13 protein-coding genes are annotated in these 14,504 nt (G+C 65.3%); 7 read left to right on the forward strand and 6 right to left on the reverse strand.

Annotation, left to right across the window (positions count from 1 at the left end):
- Nucleotides 1–114: 114 nt before the first annotated feature.
- The 3 genes from AC6I6S_RS13820 to AC6I6S_RS13830 form a co-directional block, all read right to left on the reverse strand.
- On the reverse strand, nucleotides 115–762 hold the full coding sequence (locus AC6I6S_RS13820) for a hypothetical protein (protein WP_497950899.1): 648 nt from the start codon (nucleotides 760–762) through the stop codon (nucleotides 115–117).
- A gap of 465 nt (nucleotides 763–1,227) precedes the next feature.
- Nucleotides 1,228–2,298: a DUF5305 family protein gene (locus AC6I6S_RS13825; protein WP_497950901.1), complete on the reverse strand. Its 1,071-nt coding sequence runs from the start codon at nucleotides 2,296–2,298 to the stop codon at nucleotides 1,228–1,230.
- Between the two features lie 49 nt (nucleotides 2,299–2,347).
- Nucleotides 2,348–3,511 carry a signal peptidase I gene (locus AC6I6S_RS13830; protein ID WP_497950903.1) on the reverse strand — a complete coding sequence of 388 codons (1,164 nt, stop codon included), beginning with the start codon at nucleotides 3,509–3,511 and terminating at the stop codon, nucleotides 2,348–2,350.
- A 381-nt stretch (nucleotides 3,512–3,892) separates the two neighbouring features.
- On the opposite strand from AC6I6S_RS13830, the gene AC6I6S_RS13835 reads away from it, so the two are divergent.
- From AC6I6S_RS13835 to AC6I6S_RS13845, 3 genes are read left to right on the forward strand one after another with little or no spacing between them, the layout of a single operon-like run.
- Nucleotides 3,893–4,459: a DUF7344 domain-containing protein gene (locus AC6I6S_RS13835; RefSeq protein WP_497950905.1), complete on the forward strand. Its 567-nt coding sequence runs from the start codon at nucleotides 3,893–3,895 to the stop codon at nucleotides 4,457–4,459.
- Nucleotides 4,456–4,896 carry a hypothetical protein gene (locus AC6I6S_RS13840; RefSeq protein ID WP_497950906.1) on the forward strand — a complete coding sequence of 147 codons (441 nt, stop codon included), beginning with the start codon at nucleotides 4,456–4,458 and terminating at the stop codon, nucleotides 4,894–4,896. The genes AC6I6S_RS13835 and AC6I6S_RS13840 overlap by 4 nt, the downstream gene beginning before the upstream one ends.
- Before the next feature lie 50 nt (nucleotides 4,897–4,946).
- The gene (locus AC6I6S_RS13845) at nucleotides 4,947–5,357 is read left to right on the forward strand and encodes a DUF7575 domain-containing protein (protein WP_497950908.1); all 411 of its coding nucleotides are present in this window, start codon (nucleotides 4,947–4,949) and stop codon (nucleotides 5,355–5,357) included.
- Between the two features lie 33 nt (nucleotides 5,358–5,390).
- Here the strand turns inward: AC6I6S_RS13845 and AC6I6S_RS13850 are convergent, their stop codons facing one another.
- A complete protein-coding gene (locus tag AC6I6S_RS13850; RefSeq protein ID WP_497950910.1) occupies nucleotides 5,391–6,569 on the reverse strand; it encodes a 3-dehydroquinate synthase II in 1,179 nt (392 codons plus the stop codon).
- Between the two features lie 126 nt (nucleotides 6,570–6,695).
- Here AC6I6S_RS13850 and AC6I6S_RS13855 point away from each other — a divergent pair, with 126 nt between their 5' ends.
- From AC6I6S_RS13855 to AC6I6S_RS13865, 3 genes are all read left to right on the forward strand, one after another.
- Nucleotides 6,696–6,986: a transcriptional regulator gene (locus tag AC6I6S_RS13855; RefSeq protein ID WP_497950911.1), complete on the forward strand. Its 291-nt coding sequence runs from the start codon at nucleotides 6,696–6,698 to the stop codon at nucleotides 6,984–6,986.
- A gap of 211 nt (nucleotides 6,987–7,197) precedes the next feature.
- Nucleotides 7,198–7,560 carry a DUF7344 domain-containing protein gene (locus AC6I6S_RS13860; protein ID WP_497950912.1) on the forward strand — a complete coding sequence of 121 codons (363 nt, stop codon included), beginning with the start codon at nucleotides 7,198–7,200 and terminating at the stop codon, nucleotides 7,558–7,560.
- 215 nt (nucleotides 7,561–7,775) lie between these two features.
- Nucleotides 7,776–8,798 carry a sensor histidine kinase gene (locus tag AC6I6S_RS13865; RefSeq protein WP_497950913.1) on the forward strand — a complete coding sequence of 341 codons (1,023 nt, stop codon included), beginning with the start codon at nucleotides 7,776–7,778 and terminating at the stop codon, nucleotides 8,796–8,798.
- Between the two features lie 30 nt (nucleotides 8,799–8,828).
- On the opposite strand, the gene AC6I6S_RS13870 is transcribed toward AC6I6S_RS13865, so the two are convergent.
- Nucleotides 8,829–11,315 (reverse strand): DNA topoisomerase I, encoded by a 2,487-nt coding sequence (locus AC6I6S_RS13870; RefSeq protein ID WP_497950915.1) that lies wholly within the window; start codon nucleotides 11,313–11,315, stop codon nucleotides 8,829–8,831.
- Between the two features lie 190 nt (nucleotides 11,316–11,505).
- Nucleotides 11,506–12,870, reverse strand: coding sequence for a serine hydrolase (locus AC6I6S_RS13875; protein ID WP_497950916.1), 1,365 nt, complete (start codon nucleotides 12,868–12,870; stop codon nucleotides 11,506–11,508).
- 175 nt (nucleotides 12,871–13,045) lie between these two features.
- Between AC6I6S_RS13875 and AC6I6S_RS13880 the strand changes: the two genes are divergently transcribed.
- The gene (locus AC6I6S_RS13880; RefSeq protein ID WP_497951485.1) at nucleotides 13,046–14,497 is read left to right on the forward strand and encodes an MATE family efflux transporter; all 1,452 of its coding nucleotides are present in this window, start codon (nucleotides 13,046–13,048) and stop codon (nucleotides 14,495–14,497) included.
- Nucleotides 14,498–14,504: the final 7 nt, after the last annotated feature.

Here is a 14,504-nt window from a genome sequence, read left to right on the forward strand (position 1 = left end):
TGAAACGATGTACACACTGATCGCAGGACGGCTGTGCGATCAGGTGTGCAGTGACTGTCAGTGGCTACTATCGTTCCCGGCCGGATCGCAGAAAAAACCGCTTGTTGGGGCGCCCTAGTCGCGTCTCGCCTGTGCCTCGAGCGTGAGTCGGGCCTCGATGTCCTCGTTGTTCGGGTTCGGTCCCGACTCGACGATCATGATGACGTCGAACTGGTGGCCGGGGCTGAGGTTGAACTGACTGGCGCTGTCCGAGTCGCCCGGGTTGCTCACCTCGAGCACCGTCGCCTGTTCGACCCCCGAGTACTGCCAGCCGAGGGCGGTGCACTTGGTCCCGGGCGGCGCATCGTCGAGTTCCAGGGTAAACGTCACGCGGCGGTCGACGGTCGTCTGGTTTCGGACGGAGAACAGCGGCCGGTCGAACAGGTTCTCCGAGAGTTCGTCCTTCGGAATGCCCTCGTCGTGGCTGGGGAACGTGTCGTCGGATTTCCCGCCCAGGTAGTACGTGGAGTTAGGGTTCATCCCCTCGGCACCGGAGCCGAGGCCCCGCGAGAGATCGATCTCGAGTTCGCCATCATCGTTGATGAACGCGACCTCAGTGTCGCCTGGAATCAGGCCGATACCACCGTGTTCGTCACTGTCGGCGACCTGCACCGTAATCTGTCTGTCCGGCACTGTCGCCTGGGAGAACGCTCCGGTTCCGATGAGTGCGCTTGCGCCGATTGCTGTCCCGCCAACGCCGAGCATGAATTTGCGTCGTTCCATGAGTTATCACGTCTGCGTCGACCCCCCAGCCCTCCGACCGCCTGCTGAGTCCGACGCGACGAATCTGTAGTGGTGACGCCCCCTCTTTTGTATCCACTGCCAGTCGTTCGACACGGCTAACCTGCGGTGAATCGCCGAAGCTGCAGGAACGACACGCGGCGGCGGCCGGCACGACCTGCCAACCCACATCCCGGCCCTGCACCGTCTGCAGTGGCACCCTGTCGGCACGACAGGGTACGATCGAGGTCAGGCAACGGCCGCTAGCCGCCGGCAGACTGTCCCGTCGGAAACGAAAACGGGTTCGCGAGTGTTTCCGTCTCGTCGACGTCGAGCGTGGACAGAGCCAATCGTCGATCCGCTCGAGCCAGCAAACCGGCGAGTGCTGTTCGCGTCTTTGCCCGACCACTCTCCGCTCGGAATGAGGGTACAAAACACCGGCTGTGCTCCGGAGCAAAAAATCGCGTGTTAGCGGTCACCGTCGGTATCCATGCGCTCCTGGTCCTCGACGGCGTACCGGTAACAGATCTCGCCGTCTGCGACGTAATAGCCATCGACGTCCTCGATCACCCGGCGGTCCGAGTCGATCGCGACGTCGACGATATCCGAGAGCGAATCGACCTCGATGGTCGGACGGTCGCGCAGTTCCGCCGGCACCGTTCCGCGAGATACCCAGTCATCGAACTGGGCTCGCTCGGCGTCCGTCGGGCTCGAGCTGTCGGCTGGTGGCGGTGTGAGCGTTCCGCGAGCCTTGCTGACGCTGACGACACCGAGTGCGGCGACCGACCCCACGAGCACGGCGAGTGGACCGAACGGTATCGGGTCGTCCGTCTCGGTCGCCGTGGTCTGCGTTTCGGTTTCTGTCATCTGCTCGCCGCTTTCGTCGACCTTCACGGTGTAGGTGTCACCGTTGGGGGCGATCTGGAGCACGTACCGGTCGGTTCGATCGATCGTCGTCTCACCGACAGTTCCCGTCGTCGTCACCGTCGCTACCACAGCCGTCTCTGTCGTGCCCGGCGTGTTCCCGAGGCTCTCTTCCATCCGATCTGCCTGAGCGAACAGTTCGGCGGCGTCGACGGCAAACGTGGCATCCTGGGTTGTGCCGGGTTCGAGGTCCGTCTCAACCGACTCGAGTTCGTCCTCGACCGCCCAGTACTCGTCGCCGTCGTTGACGGCGCGGATAACCCGCTCGAGTTGGATCTCGACCGCGAGATCGTCGGTGTCGGCCCCATACTGGTATGTGAACGTCCCGTGTAACGTCGGTGTGACGCGGGTGAAGTAGTGGGTGCGGTTCTCGAGTTCGGTTCCGACCTCGTAGACCTCGTTCTCTTCGGTGACGACGGCGCCGTGTTCGAACTCGCCGGTGGCGGACCAGATTTCGACCGTTCGGTGTTCGACCTGCTCTTCGTCGGTGGCAACGCCGGTGTAGGTAGCCCAGCCACCCAGTGCGGCCAGGATCAGCAGTATCGTCACCGCGAGCACGAACCGCTCGTCGAGCGCGCGTCGCGCCCTGGTAGCCACGCCGATGGTGGCGGTCATCGTCGATTCCCCCCGTCGAATCGGTAGTGGTTTGAATACATGTGTGCGTTCAGTTGAACGGCCGTGATGGCCGCTGACGCGAGTGGTCGCGCGTTCTGATCGATCCCGAGCCAACGGCGAGCGCGAAGGGTACCGAGAACGCGCCGCCGATGACGGCCGTCGTTGCGCCCATCGCGACCCACGGGTGGACCGCGTGCAGCGACGTGATCACCGACGGCGGCAACACCGTGAAGTAGCGGTATTCGGCGTACGATCGCAGGTAGTACCCCGTCTCCGGGGGCGCTGTGATCGCGATCGTGGCGGTCGCCGACCCGCCGCGATACAGCGTCGTCTCTCCGCCCTCGACGGCCACCCCGTCGCTCGCGGGTTCTACGACGGCGACGACCGGTAGCAGCCCCCCGTTGGTCAGCTCGTGCGGTTGCACGTCTGTCTCTCCCGCCGGAATGATGTCCGGGCGCTCGGCGTCGAATTCCGCGCTGATGATTCCGACTTCGGTCGTCCCGGACATGGCGAGCATCGTCGCGAACGTAACGAAACAGACGACTCCCACTGTGGCGACGACGACGGTTCGCCCGTCGTACACCCCCTGGCGTCGGCGTGACCGGGACCGTTCTCGCGTCGGGTGCTGGTCGCCCCTGGGAACCGCTGAGAGGCCGATCGCGACGACGCCGGTGACCAGCAGCAACGTCGCGAACCCATCGGTTCCGACGACGACGGTCGTACCGAGCAGGGAGGCGAGACGCCACTGCGCCGACTCGAGTCCGTCCTCGAAACCCATGATCGCCGTTCCCAGGTGCGGGATCACGACGACTTCGCCGTTGATCTGGAGTGCCTTCGCTTTCACCTGGCCGTCGGTGACCGCCGGCTCGCCATCGTCCTGGTCGGTCGCAGCGTTCGCGTCCCCGAGCGTGACATACCCGTGTGCGGTTTCGTCGACCACGCGATGGGTGGTGAGCCCGCCCCCTTCGATGACCTGCGCATCGAAGACGACGACGTCACCGGGTTCGACGGAACCGGTCGCGGCCGTCGGAATCGCGACGAAGCCGTCGCCGGTGCGGATCGTCGGCTCCATGCTTCCGGTCTCGACGTAGCTGAGCAGTATCGGGATTCCGAGGAGGTGGCCCACGACCAGTGCGACCAGGAGCGTCACAACCGCGGCTGTCAGTGCGAATTTCGCGGCCCGTCGCCCCATCCCCTGCTGCTGTGTGCTCATCTCCCCGTACACGGCGTTCCCTGCGTGTCAGCACGCGCGACCGTGTTCGTTGGGAGAACATCCAGATTTCTCCTTACTATGAACTTGCTTATCGACCTGCAGGCACCCTCTGTGGGGCGACAAGCGTACCTTGTCATGCGATAACTATGGCCAATGTGTTGGCAGGCAGTGCCAGTACTCGCAAAACCACTCAGTTATTCTATGTATCGAGTATGAGGTCTTATCGGGTCACGGTAGCACGATTCTAATTCGGTGTGGGGAAAATTATCTGAAAAGCAATGTATAGCCACATGATAATAAATATCTCTGCGAAACATGAGGATCTTGTACTCGAACCCGTTTGGGGGGCCAACGGGCGGGGGTACGGAGAGCGGACAATCAATGAGTGTACGCAAACTAGGGGAGACAGAGTTAGAAGCGGCTGAAATCGATCGAGACCAGATCTTCGCGATGTTGAGTAACCAGCGTCGACGCTGGGTCCTTCACCATCTCAAACAGCACGACGACGAGCGAGTCGATCTTCGAACGCTCGTCGATTCGGTTTCGTCCTGGGAGTACGAAACCCCCGCAGACGAGATTCCGTGGAAAAAGCGCAAGCGTATCTACACCTCACTTCGCCAGTCTCACCTCCCGAGACTCGCGGAGTCGGGGGTCATCGAGTACGATCAGACTCGAGGCGAGATCGCACTCACCGAGGGTGCACAGAAACTCCAGATGTATCTCGAGTACGTGCCCGAGGACGATATCCCGTGGAGTCACTGTTACCTCGGCCTGGCAGGCGTCAGTGCCACGATGACGGCGCTCGCGTGGTATCCGGTCTATCCACTCGGTGAGCTCTCGGCCGCTGCGATTGCGACACTGATCACCGCGATGTTCGCCGTGTCAGCAGTCGCACACACCTACTACCTGCAGCGCAACCGACTCGGCCACGAGGGGCCGCCGCGATGAGCAGGGGTGTCGGGATCGTGCTCGTCGTCGGTGCAGTTGCACTTCTCGTCACCGCGACCGGTGGCGGGAGTGTCGTCTCGTTGGATCGACCGGTCACCGTCCAGGTGGCCGGCGACGACCGGTCGGGCGTCGCCGTCGAAGCCGCGGACGCCGCTCAGACGGCGGTCGACGGCGAGACGGCGCTGGTGACCGTCACCAACCGACTCGACGAACCGCTCACGATCAGCCGAATCGAGGTATCTCCCGGAATCGCAGTCTCCGGGGGACCGATCGTCGTCGGTCCCGGTGAGACCGCAACGGTGGCCGGAACGGTGTCGTGTGATCAGGTCGGACCCGCTCCGACGGCGACCCTCCGGTTGTCCTCGAGCAGTGCCACGCTCGAACGAACCGTCGATCTCGAGGAGGTGTGTTCGACTTCCGGAACAGTCTCGGGCTGACGAGAAATCGGAATGTTAAGGGAGCCGGTCACCTACGACCACCCATAGACATGACCTGGATTCGCGCGCTGGCCGCCGCCGGCCTCTCCGTAGTGCTTCCCGGCGCGGGCCACGCCCTGCTCCGTGACTGGGTCCGCGCGCTGCTGTTCGCCGGCTTATTCGTCTCTGCAGTTGCGATCTTTCTTCCGACCGGAGACATCGCGGACGCGAGTTCGATGAGCGCCGCGTTCGACGTGACCATGGAAGACACGGGGACGATGGACCGCTTCGTCCTCTCGTTTATCATGTTGTTCGCCGCGATCGACGCGAGCATCCGAGCGATCGGGTTCCCCCCAAACGGCGGTAGCGGCGACGGTGGCCCCTCCTGTCCCCACTGTGGGCGCGAACTGGACGAGGACCTCGAGTTCTGTCACTGGTGTACAACCCGACTCGAGCCCAAGCCGGAGCCCGACGAGGTCTGAACCCCGCTCGCGCTCGAGGCGGCCGACCGCCAGTTACTTCTCGATGATGCTCTCCTCTACTGCCTCGCCGAAGTGACGCGCCGTGTCCTCGTAGTAGAGCGCGAGTTCGTCGCCGACTGCGAGATCGGTCACCGCTCGCCGCCCCTCGCTCGTGGCGACCTTGATCGTCTCGGCGTTCTGGAGCAGCGTTTCGACGCGGTCGCCGCCCGCCGTCTCGAGGGCGACCCGGAACATCGGCCGTTTTTCTATCTTGACGCGGCCGACGATCGCCTCCCGGGTGTGGCCGTCGGTGTCGACCACCTGGACCTCGTCGCCGCTTCGAAGTTCCGAGAGGTATTTGGTGCCGCCGTCGGGGGTGCGAACGTAGGCGTGGACCGCGCCGGCGTTGACACGGAAGGGGCGGGAAGCGACGTACGGCGATTCGGCGGTTTCGGCGTGGACGAAGACCAGCCCGCGGGCCATCGAGCCGACGAGCATCCCCTCGTCGTGTTCGAACAGGCTCCCCGTATCCACGCAGACCCGGTCCGCGCTGCCGACCGGTTCGATGTCGACGACCTCGGCGTACTCGAGGTCGAGGCGCTCGCGGTCGGCGGCGTCGCGGACGTCGACGGTCCGGCGAATCTCGTCGGGGTCGTCCGAGTCGAGGAGAACGGCGTCGGCGCCGGTCTCGAGCGTTTCGAACGCGGTTCTGGCCTCTTCGGCCGTCGTCACGCCGGCGACGAGCGTCGTCTCCTCGCCGATACGAGCGATCAGGTTCTCAAGCGGGATGATGGTCCAGTCCTCGCCGATGACGATGGTGTACTCGGCCTCGGTGGCGGCGGCTTCGGCGAACGTTTCGTACTCGGTTCCGAGGATTCGAACGTAGGCACCGCCGTCGATCTCGGCGTCCCGGCGGAGCGTCGAGAGATCCGCCGACCCGGAGAAGTCGTTCGGGAGGTCGATCGTCCCGTCGCCTTCGCCTTCCTTCCCGACGACGAACGCGTCGGGGGTGGCCGCCTCTGGTTCGTCCTCGGCGCTGTCGATCAGCGTCACGTCGCCGCCGGTGCGGAAGGCGGCGACCGAGATGTCGCCGAGTTCTCGGACGCGCTCGACGTCGTTCTCGTCGACCAGCACCCAGTCGGCACCGGCCTCGAGGGCGGCCGTGATTCGGTTTCGTCGGTCCTCCCAGTCGCCGACGGTGTCGTCGGCTTTGACCCAGACTGCTCTCGTCATGGCTCGACCGTCGAACGGAACCGGCTTGAACGTGGCGAATCTGCCAGTCACCACTATCGTCGCGATCCCGGCGCCGGTTTCGGGCAGGCCAAACACGTATACGAGATGCGACAGTACCTCTCGGGTATGCGCGAGGCCGACGAGACGACCCGGAAACGCCTAGCCGATGCGCTCCGCGAGGAGCCCGCGACGCCGAGTGCGCTCGCGGCACGGTTCGATCTGACTCCCGGTTCGGTGATCCGCCACGTCGAACACGTCTCCCGATCGGTCGAGGGAACCGGCGAACAGTTTCTGGTCGCGCCGCCCGCGTGCCGGGAGTGTGGGTTCGACGGGTTCGACGACCTGTTGAATCGTCCCTCACGCTGTCCTTCCTGTAAGAGCGAGTCGATCGCCGAACCGACGTTCACTATCGAGTGAACCACAGCCGTGGGATCGTTCCCGACGGAAAGACAGTGTTCGGACGTGGAACGACGTGAAACGAAGTCGATACTAATATCTGTGACGCGGGCTAGTAATCCGATAGAACCGCTGAACGTCCAGCCACCGAATTCGCCGGCGCGAGCTCCCGTTGTTTCATCACTCGCGTCCCCGCGGGTGCTGGCTTCGATGGGTTCATCGAGAAACACAGATGACTGTCCCGACTCACTCCGGATTCGGCTGTACCGAATTCGTACTGGCGCTGTTCGACTGGCTCGAGACCCGCGAGGAACAGCCGGCGACGGTCGACGAGGCGTTTCGCCTCCTCGCGAACCACCGGCGGCGGCTGTTCATCCAGGTGATGTGTGAGTTCCGGGAGGAACTCACCCTCCCTGATGTCGCAGAGGAAGTCGCAAGCCGTGAGACCCGCCGACCGATCGTGGACATCTCCGCCGAGCGGATCGCCGACGTCTACATCTCGCTGTATCACGATCACCTGCCACGACTCGTCGATGCGGGGCTGCTCGAGTACGATCAAGAGCGGGACCTGGTCGCACCGGCGGCTCTCATCTGACCCCGGGCACCCAGTCGGCACCGAGTGTGTGCCACCATCCAGTCGAAGGGTCGGTATCGTGTCATACTGATCGCACCGGGAACTCCGTTTCCGTAGTAATTCCTCGCTTGCACCCCACAGACCGCCGATCCCGTGGATTGATAACAACCGAGGGGAAATCACTCGGGTACAAACCTACCCGAGACAGTATGCCCGATCCCTCACACAATCCTCCCGTGAGAGTCGTTGCTGTCGCGTTCGGCAGCGTCTGTGCCGTCCTGAGTTGGTACCATATCCAACACGCACTCCTGATGGGCGGCTCCTGGGATATCGTTCCACAGGCGCTGTTTCCGCTCGTTTTGACTGCAGTGTTGCTCGTCGTCGGGGCGTACACCCTCGCCAGACTCCCGGACCGAAGCGTGCTCCGGGTTGCCGGGTGGATCGTCGTCGGGATGACGCTGCTCGCTCTGGTCGCCGTCTGGATCATCTCCCACCAGCTCGGCCACGGTGACGACTTCACGCACAAGGAGTACGTCGTCGCAAACGCCATCACCGTCGGCGCACTCGGCGGGCTAGCGGTCGGCTGGTACAGCGCCCAGCGCCGGATCGCCACCCGCAAACTCCGCACGCAGAACGAACGTCTGGAGGCGTTCGCCGGGATCCTGAGCCACGACCTGCGCAACCCGCTCGCGGTTGCTACCAGCCACCTGTCGCTGGCGCGAGACGCCGACGATCCCCAGAGACACTACGCGGAACTCGAGAACGCCCACGGACGGATAGACGAGATCATCGAGGAACTGCTCGAACTCGCCAAAAGCGGCGACGAGATAACCGACACCGACCGGCTCGATCTCGAGAGCGTTGCCGTTGACGCCTGGGAGAGCGTCTCGACCGAGGAGGCCTCGCTGTCGGTGCCGGAGACGAGATCGGTGATGGCCGACCGGAGGCGGCTGCTCCGGGTCTTCGAGAACCTCTATCGGAACGCCGTCGAACACGTCGGGGACGACGTCTGCGTGCGCGTCGAAGCCACCGCCGACGGGTTCGCCGTCGAGGACGACGGCCCCGGCTATCCGACCGGCGTCGTCACCGCACTCGAGGGCGGGAAACACGACATCGAGAACCCCGCCGGGGCGGGACTCGGACTCACGATCGTGACCCGGATCGTCGACGCCCACGGCTGGACGCTGTCGGTTTCGACGGCAAACGACGGCGGTGCGCGGATCGAAATTGGGGGCGTCGATCGGGCGACCGGGCCGTAACCGGCTCCGCCGGCAACGGGACTGGAGCGCTCAGGCCTTTGCCTGCCAGCCGCGCACCCGGTCCGCACTCACGCCCTCGACGTCGTCCGCGAGCGCGTCCGGATCCGCGTTCGAGAGATCGTCGACGCTGTCGATCCCTGCGGCGGCCAGTTTCTCCGCGGTCTTGGCGCCGATCCCCTCGAGACTTTCGAGCTCCGAACCGCTCTCCGCTTCGCGGGCCTGGAACTCCCGGTAGTTGCAGATCGGACAGCCCAGCTCCCAGGGCTCGTCGCCGCTGTGGATCAGGAGTTCAGGGAGGTCGTGTTCCTCACAGCGCTCTTCGGTGACCTCGATCTCCCCGCGACGGGGCAGCGGCAGCGAGTACTCGCAGTCGGGGTAGCGCATACAGCCCACGAGCCGGGAGCCGCTCTGGAGGGTTTTGACGGCGAGTTCCCCCCCGTCTTCCTCACCGCAGTCGGGACACTCGCCCAGGATCGGCCCCTCGCCGGCCTCCTCGGCCTTGCAGAGCGGACAGCCATGGACGAACGTCTGGCGGCCGGCGAGCATCTTCACCTCGTGGAGTTCGTGGTCCTCGCAGGTTTCCTCTAAGATGAACGGTTTCCCCGTCGACGGCAGCGGGATGGTGTTCTCGCAGTCGGGGTAGCCGTCGCAGCCGACGAAGTACGAGCCGTACCGGCTGCGCCGGACCAGCAGGTCCTCGCCGCACTCCGGACACGGACCCAGGCGCTTGTCGTCCTTGAGCGACTTGCGGAGGTGATCGCCGATCTCCTCGCGCGAATCGGCCAGCTCGGCGAAGATCTTCGCGAGCATCTCGCGGGACTCGTCGGTGACGTCCTCGAGGCCCGTCTCGCCGGCCGCGATGGCGTCCATGTCGGCCTCGAGCTGGGCGGTCATCCCCTCGCTCACGACGCGGTCGGCGTAGCTCTCCGCGGCATCCACGACCGCCATCGCCAGTTGCGTGGGCCGCGGCGGATCGCTCTCGATGTAGCCGCGGTCGTACAGTTTCTCGAGGGTGTTATGGCGGGTCGACTTCGTCCCGATCCCCAGATCCTCCATGGTTTCGATGAGCCGCGACTGGCCGTAGCGGCGCGGCGGCTGGGTCTGTTTCGCCTCGAGTTCGGCGTCGGTGATCTCGAGGGCTTCGCCCTCCGCGACGTCGGGAACGTAGTTCTCGCTGGTGTTGAAGTACGGGTAGACGTCGTGGTAGCCCGCCTCGACGAGGCGCTTGCCGTTGGCCTTCAGTCGGCAGTCCTCGACCTCCGAAACCACCTTGAGGTGCTCCCAGACGGCCGGCTCGGCGACCGTTGCGTAGTAGCGCCGGACGACGAGTTCGTACACCTCCCACTCGTCGTCGTCGACGTCGCCCCCGCGCGTTGGGATTTCGCCGGTCGGGTGGATCGGCGGGTGGTCGGTCGTCTCCTCGTCGCCCTCCGTCGGCGTGATCTCGTCGGCCTCGAGTAGCGACTCGGCGCTCTCGCCTAAGACGGGGTGGCCGACGAATTCCTCGAGCAGTTCGTCGGGCTCTAAGTCGTCCGGGTAGACGGTGTTGTCGGTGCGGGGGTAGGTGATGTAGCCCGCGGTGTAGAGGTCCTCGGCGATCGACATCGCCCGCTTTGCGGAGTAGCCGAGCGCGCTCGCGGCCCGGATGAACTGCGTGGTGTTAAAGGGCGTGGGCGGCTTGTCCGTTCGCGTGCGTCGGTTGACGTCGACGACCGTGGCCTCGTCGGCGCTCGAGAGCGTCTCGAAGACCTCTTCGGCGACGGCCTCCTCCCAGACGCGCTCGGCCTCGTTGTCGTCCTCGTCGCGGTAGAAGTACTGCGACTCGAAGGCGTCAGCGTTGGCGTTCTGGAGGTCAGCAAACAGCTCCCAGTAGTCCTCGGGGTCGAACGCCTGTATCTCGCGCTCGCGATCCACGATCAGCTTGAGGGTGGGCGACTGGACCCGGCCGACGGAGATGAAGTCGTTGCCGAGTTGGCCCGCAGAGAGGGAGAGAAATCGGGTGAGCGCGGCGCCCCAGATCAGGTCGATGATCTGGCGAGCCTCGCCCGCAGCGGCCAGATCGAAGTCGAGATCGTCGGGTTCGTTGAACGCGTTCTGGACCTCGTTTTCGGTGATCGAGGAGAACCGAACCCGTCGAATGGGAACGTCCTCGTTCGCCTCGCGGACGATCTCGTAGGCCTCCTTCCCGATGAGTTCGCCCTCCCGATCGTAGTCGGTCGCGATTGTGGCGACCTCGGCCTTCCGAGAGAGGAGTCGGAGGGTGGCGACGATGTTCTCTTTCGTCGCGGTCTTCTCGATCTCGGCGTCGATCAGTTCGACGGGTTCGACGTCCCGCCAGTCGGAGTATTCGGGCGGGAAGTCGACGCCGACGACGTGGCCCGACAGCCCGACGCAGCGTTTGCCGCCCCACTCGTAGACGTTGACGCCGTTCTCCCGGCTCGACTCCATCGAGCCGCCGCTGAGAATGTCGGCGATTCGCCGCGCAGCGTTGTCCTTTTCGGTGATAATCAGCTCCACGGCAGTTCACCCCACGGTACGCGCGTATGGATCATCGAGATGCGCTACGACCGAGTCCCGGATAACCCTTTCGCCCGAAATCGACCGGCAGCGCGGGTGTGCGTGCGATACGCGGGCGCTCGCGTAGCGCGTACAGGAGAACCGGATGCGGGGCTCGATACCGAAGACGTGACTCGAGCCCTGCCTCGAGTCAGCGCTGGTGGAGCCGCCAGCGGTCGATGTACAGACTGCGGTCGTCGCCGTCGCGCTCGAAGCGAACCGGCTGGCGGTTCCCCGCGGCTGTCAGCGCGTAGAACTCACCCGCCGCGACGTCTTCGGGAATCAGCGTCGTCCACGACCCCTCGCCGATGGGGCCGCCGATCCGGAGCCGGAGGGTGCCGCCCTCGGTCTCGACTTCGGCCTCTTTGATCCCGCGGTAGGACTCGTACTCGCCGGCGAGTTCGTCGAACCGCCGCTTTCGCTCGAAGAACGGAAGCTCGTGGGGGTCTTCACCGACGAGAGCGGCGAAGACGCCCGTCCCGAGCTCCGCCAGCCCGTACCCCGGCGAACTGTTCGCGAGCAGCGCGACTCCCAGGTCGTGCTCGAGGCTGAACCCCACGTACGCGGTCGAGACCGCGATCGAGCCGCCGTGGCCGATCAGTTCGTGACCGGCGACGTCGCGGGTGCGCCAGCCGTAGCCGTACGGTCCTGCGGGAGTGTCGGCGTAGGCCCCGTACTGGGCCTCGAGCGCCTCCCGGCTCACCAGCCGCTGACCGCCGAACTCGCCGCCCTGGAGGTGAAACTGGACGTAGTTCGCCAGGTCGGCAACGGGGGCGAGCAGGCCGCCGGCGGCGGCGCTTCGCTCGCGAACCGGCAGAGTGGATTCTGCCGGCTCGCCGTCCTCGAGGGTGTACGGCGTCATCCGATCCTCGAAGCTCTCGAGGGTCTCCTCGTCGTACGTGGACCGACTCATTCCGAGTGGGGTCAGGATCTCGCGCTCGACGTACTCCGCGAAGGCGGAGCCCGAAACGGCTTCGACGACGTCGCCGAGCATGGTGTAGCCGGAGTTGCAGTAGGCCCACCGCTCGCCGGGGTCGGCCGCGATCTCCTCGCGGGCACCCTCGACGTGGGCGTAGAAGTCCGCCCGACTCCCCAGGGGAACCCCGGCCTCGCCGGCGCCCATCTGCCGGGCGATCAGCGCCTCGCTGGTCGCGAGCGAGGGGTAGCCGGAGGTGTGGGTCAGCAGGTGGTGGAGCGTGATCTCCTCGGGAACGTCGGCCGCGAGATACTCGGTAACCGACTCCTCGAGGGCGAGTTCGCCCGCGTCAGCCAGTTGCATCACCGCGAGGGCGGCGAACGATTTCGAAACCGAACCGATGCCGTAGACGGTTTCGGGGGTCGCGGGTTCGTTCGACTCGAGGTCGCGCGAGCCGTAACCGGCGGCGTAGGCGATCCCTGACTCGGTCGAACCGTCGACGACGACGAGGCTCAGCCCCGGAATCGTGTCCTCAAGCATCCGCTCGCGAAGGAGGTCGTCGATCGTCCGTTTCGTCTCTGCCTCGAGTGGCGATGACATGGTCCGACCTGTCGGCACGGCCCCATCAATGTTCAGGTGCCGTACGAGTTAGCCGGTTACTGCGATCGAAGCGACTCGAGTCGGAAGCCGGCAACCGCGAACGGGAGGAGGAGTGCTTTTCCCTCACCCGTGTGAGTTGCAGGGAGTGGCCGACACCGAGCGAAAGCGGATCGATATGACGACGGGCGCCATCCCGACGAAGCTGTTACACCTGGCGTGGCCGCTCGTGCTCGGCAATCTGTTGCAGACGTTCTACAACCTCGCGGACATGTTCTGGGTGGGGCGCGTCAGTTCGGACGCCGTCGCGGCCGTCTCGCTCATGTTTCCGCTCTCGTGGATGTTCGTCTCGACGGCGATGGGGATCACGGCGGCGACGATCGCCCTCGTCTCCCAGTACGTCGGCGCCGACGACGACCGGATGGCCGACCGGGTGGTTGCCCAGACCATCCTGCTCACGCTCGTGGTCTCGAGCGTCCTTGCCGCCGTCGGTCTCGTCTTTCGTGCACCGCTGCTCACCCTGATCGGCGCCCGCGGTCAGGTGTACGTCGAGGCGATGGCCTACATCGAGATCATCTTTCTCGCGCTGCCGTTCACCTTCCTCTTCTTCGCCTTTCGCGCTTCGCTCCAGGGCGCCGGCGACACGAAGACGGCGATGTGGCTGATGGTGCTTTCGGCCGGACTCAACGTCGTGCTCGACCCCTTCTTCATCCTCGGCTGGGGACCGTTTCCGGAGATGGGCACCCAGGGAGCGGCCGTCGCGACGTTCATCTCTCGCGGGTTCGCGACGGCGGCGGGGATCTACATCTTGCTTGCAGGCGGGTTCGGCGTCCGCCTGCGGATCGGCGACCTGACCCCCGATATCTCGATCCAGAAGCAGCTCGTCGACATCGGCTACCCCGCCACGATCGACGGCTGGGCGCGCAGTTTCGCCGCGGTTGCGATGGCAGGCTTCGTCGCCCGCTTCGGGGCCGCACCCACCGCAGCCTACGGGATCGGGGTTCGACTGATGTCGGTCACCTGGTCGGTCTCCGGCGCGGTCGGCCAGGCGACGGCGACCGGCGTCGGCCAGAACCTCGGTGCGCGGACCCCCGATCGAGCAACGTCGGTCGCCAAGACGGCAACCGCCGGCACTATGGCGCTCATTTTCGTCGCCGCCGGACTGGTGCTCGCGTTTCCCGCCCAGGCGATGGGGATCTTCGTCGACGACACGGCCGTGATCGCAGAGGGCGTCGTCTTCCTGCGGATAATCGCCCCCTTCTGGGCGCTGTTCGCCGGCGTCATGGTGATCCAGGGGGCGTTCCGCGGCGCCGGCAACACCCGCGAAGCGATGGTCCTCTCCTTTCTCTCGCGGTGGATCTTCCGGATCCCCGTGGCGCTCGTGCTGGCGTTCGCCTGGAGTGTGACGATTCCGGTCGTCGGGATCACGGTGACGGCTCTCGACTGGGGCGTCTCCGGGATCTGGTGGGCGTTCGCCGCCGGCATGGGCCTCTCCTTCGTCGTCGCCGTCGCCTGGTTCGCCCGCGGCACCTGGAAGGAGGGCGTCATCGACGACTCGAGCGATGCGGGCACGGACCGGTCACCAGCCGAAGACGACGGCGACAGCGACACCGAGGCGATGAGCGACTGAGCGGCGG

The organism is Natrononativus sp. DTA114 (genome assembly GCF_059736515.1).

What these genes read in the sequence shown, in the direction of transcription:
- AC6I6S_RS13830 (WP_497950903.1), bottom strand. Translation starts at nt 3,511, where the DNA reads ATGAGCACACAGCAGCAGGGGATGGGGCGACGGGCCGCGAAATTCGCA.
- AC6I6S_RS13875 (WP_497950916.1), bottom strand. Translation starts at nt 12,870, where the DNA reads ATGTCATCGCCACTCGAGGCAGAGACGAAACGGACGATCGACGACCTC.
- AC6I6S_RS13850 (WP_497950910.1), bottom strand. Translation starts at nt 6,569, where the DNA reads ATGACGAGAGCAGTCTGGGTCAAAGCCGACGACACCGTCGGCGACTGG.
- AC6I6S_RS13825 (WP_497950901.1), bottom strand. Translation starts at nt 2,298, where the DNA reads ATGACCGCCACCATCGGCGTGGCTACCAGGGCGCGACGCGCGCTCGAC.
- AC6I6S_RS13820 (WP_497950899.1), bottom strand. Translation starts at nt 762, where the DNA reads ATGGAACGACGCAAATTCATGCTCGGCGTTGGCGGGACAGCAATCGGC.
- AC6I6S_RS13840 (WP_497950906.1), top strand. Translation starts at nt 4,456, where the DNA reads ATGAGCAGGGGTGTCGGGATCGTGCTCGTCGTCGGTGCAGTTGCACTT.
- AC6I6S_RS13845 (WP_497950908.1), top strand. Translation starts at nt 4,947, where the DNA reads ATGACCTGGATTCGCGCGCTGGCCGCCGCCGGCCTCTCCGTAGTGCTT.
- AC6I6S_RS13855 (WP_497950911.1), top strand. Translation starts at nt 6,696, where the DNA reads ATGCGCGAGGCCGACGAGACGACCCGGAAACGCCTAGCCGATGCGCTC.
- AC6I6S_RS13880 (WP_497951485.1), top strand. Translation starts at nt 13,046, where the DNA reads ATGACGACGGGCGCCATCCCGACGAAGCTGTTACACCTGGCGTGGCCG.
- AC6I6S_RS13835 (WP_497950905.1), top strand. Translation starts at nt 3,893, where the DNA reads ATGAGTGTACGCAAACTAGGGGAGACAGAGTTAGAAGCGGCTGAAATC.
- AC6I6S_RS13860 (WP_497950912.1), top strand. Translation starts at nt 7,198, where the DNA reads ATGACTGTCCCGACTCACTCCGGATTCGGCTGTACCGAATTCGTACTG.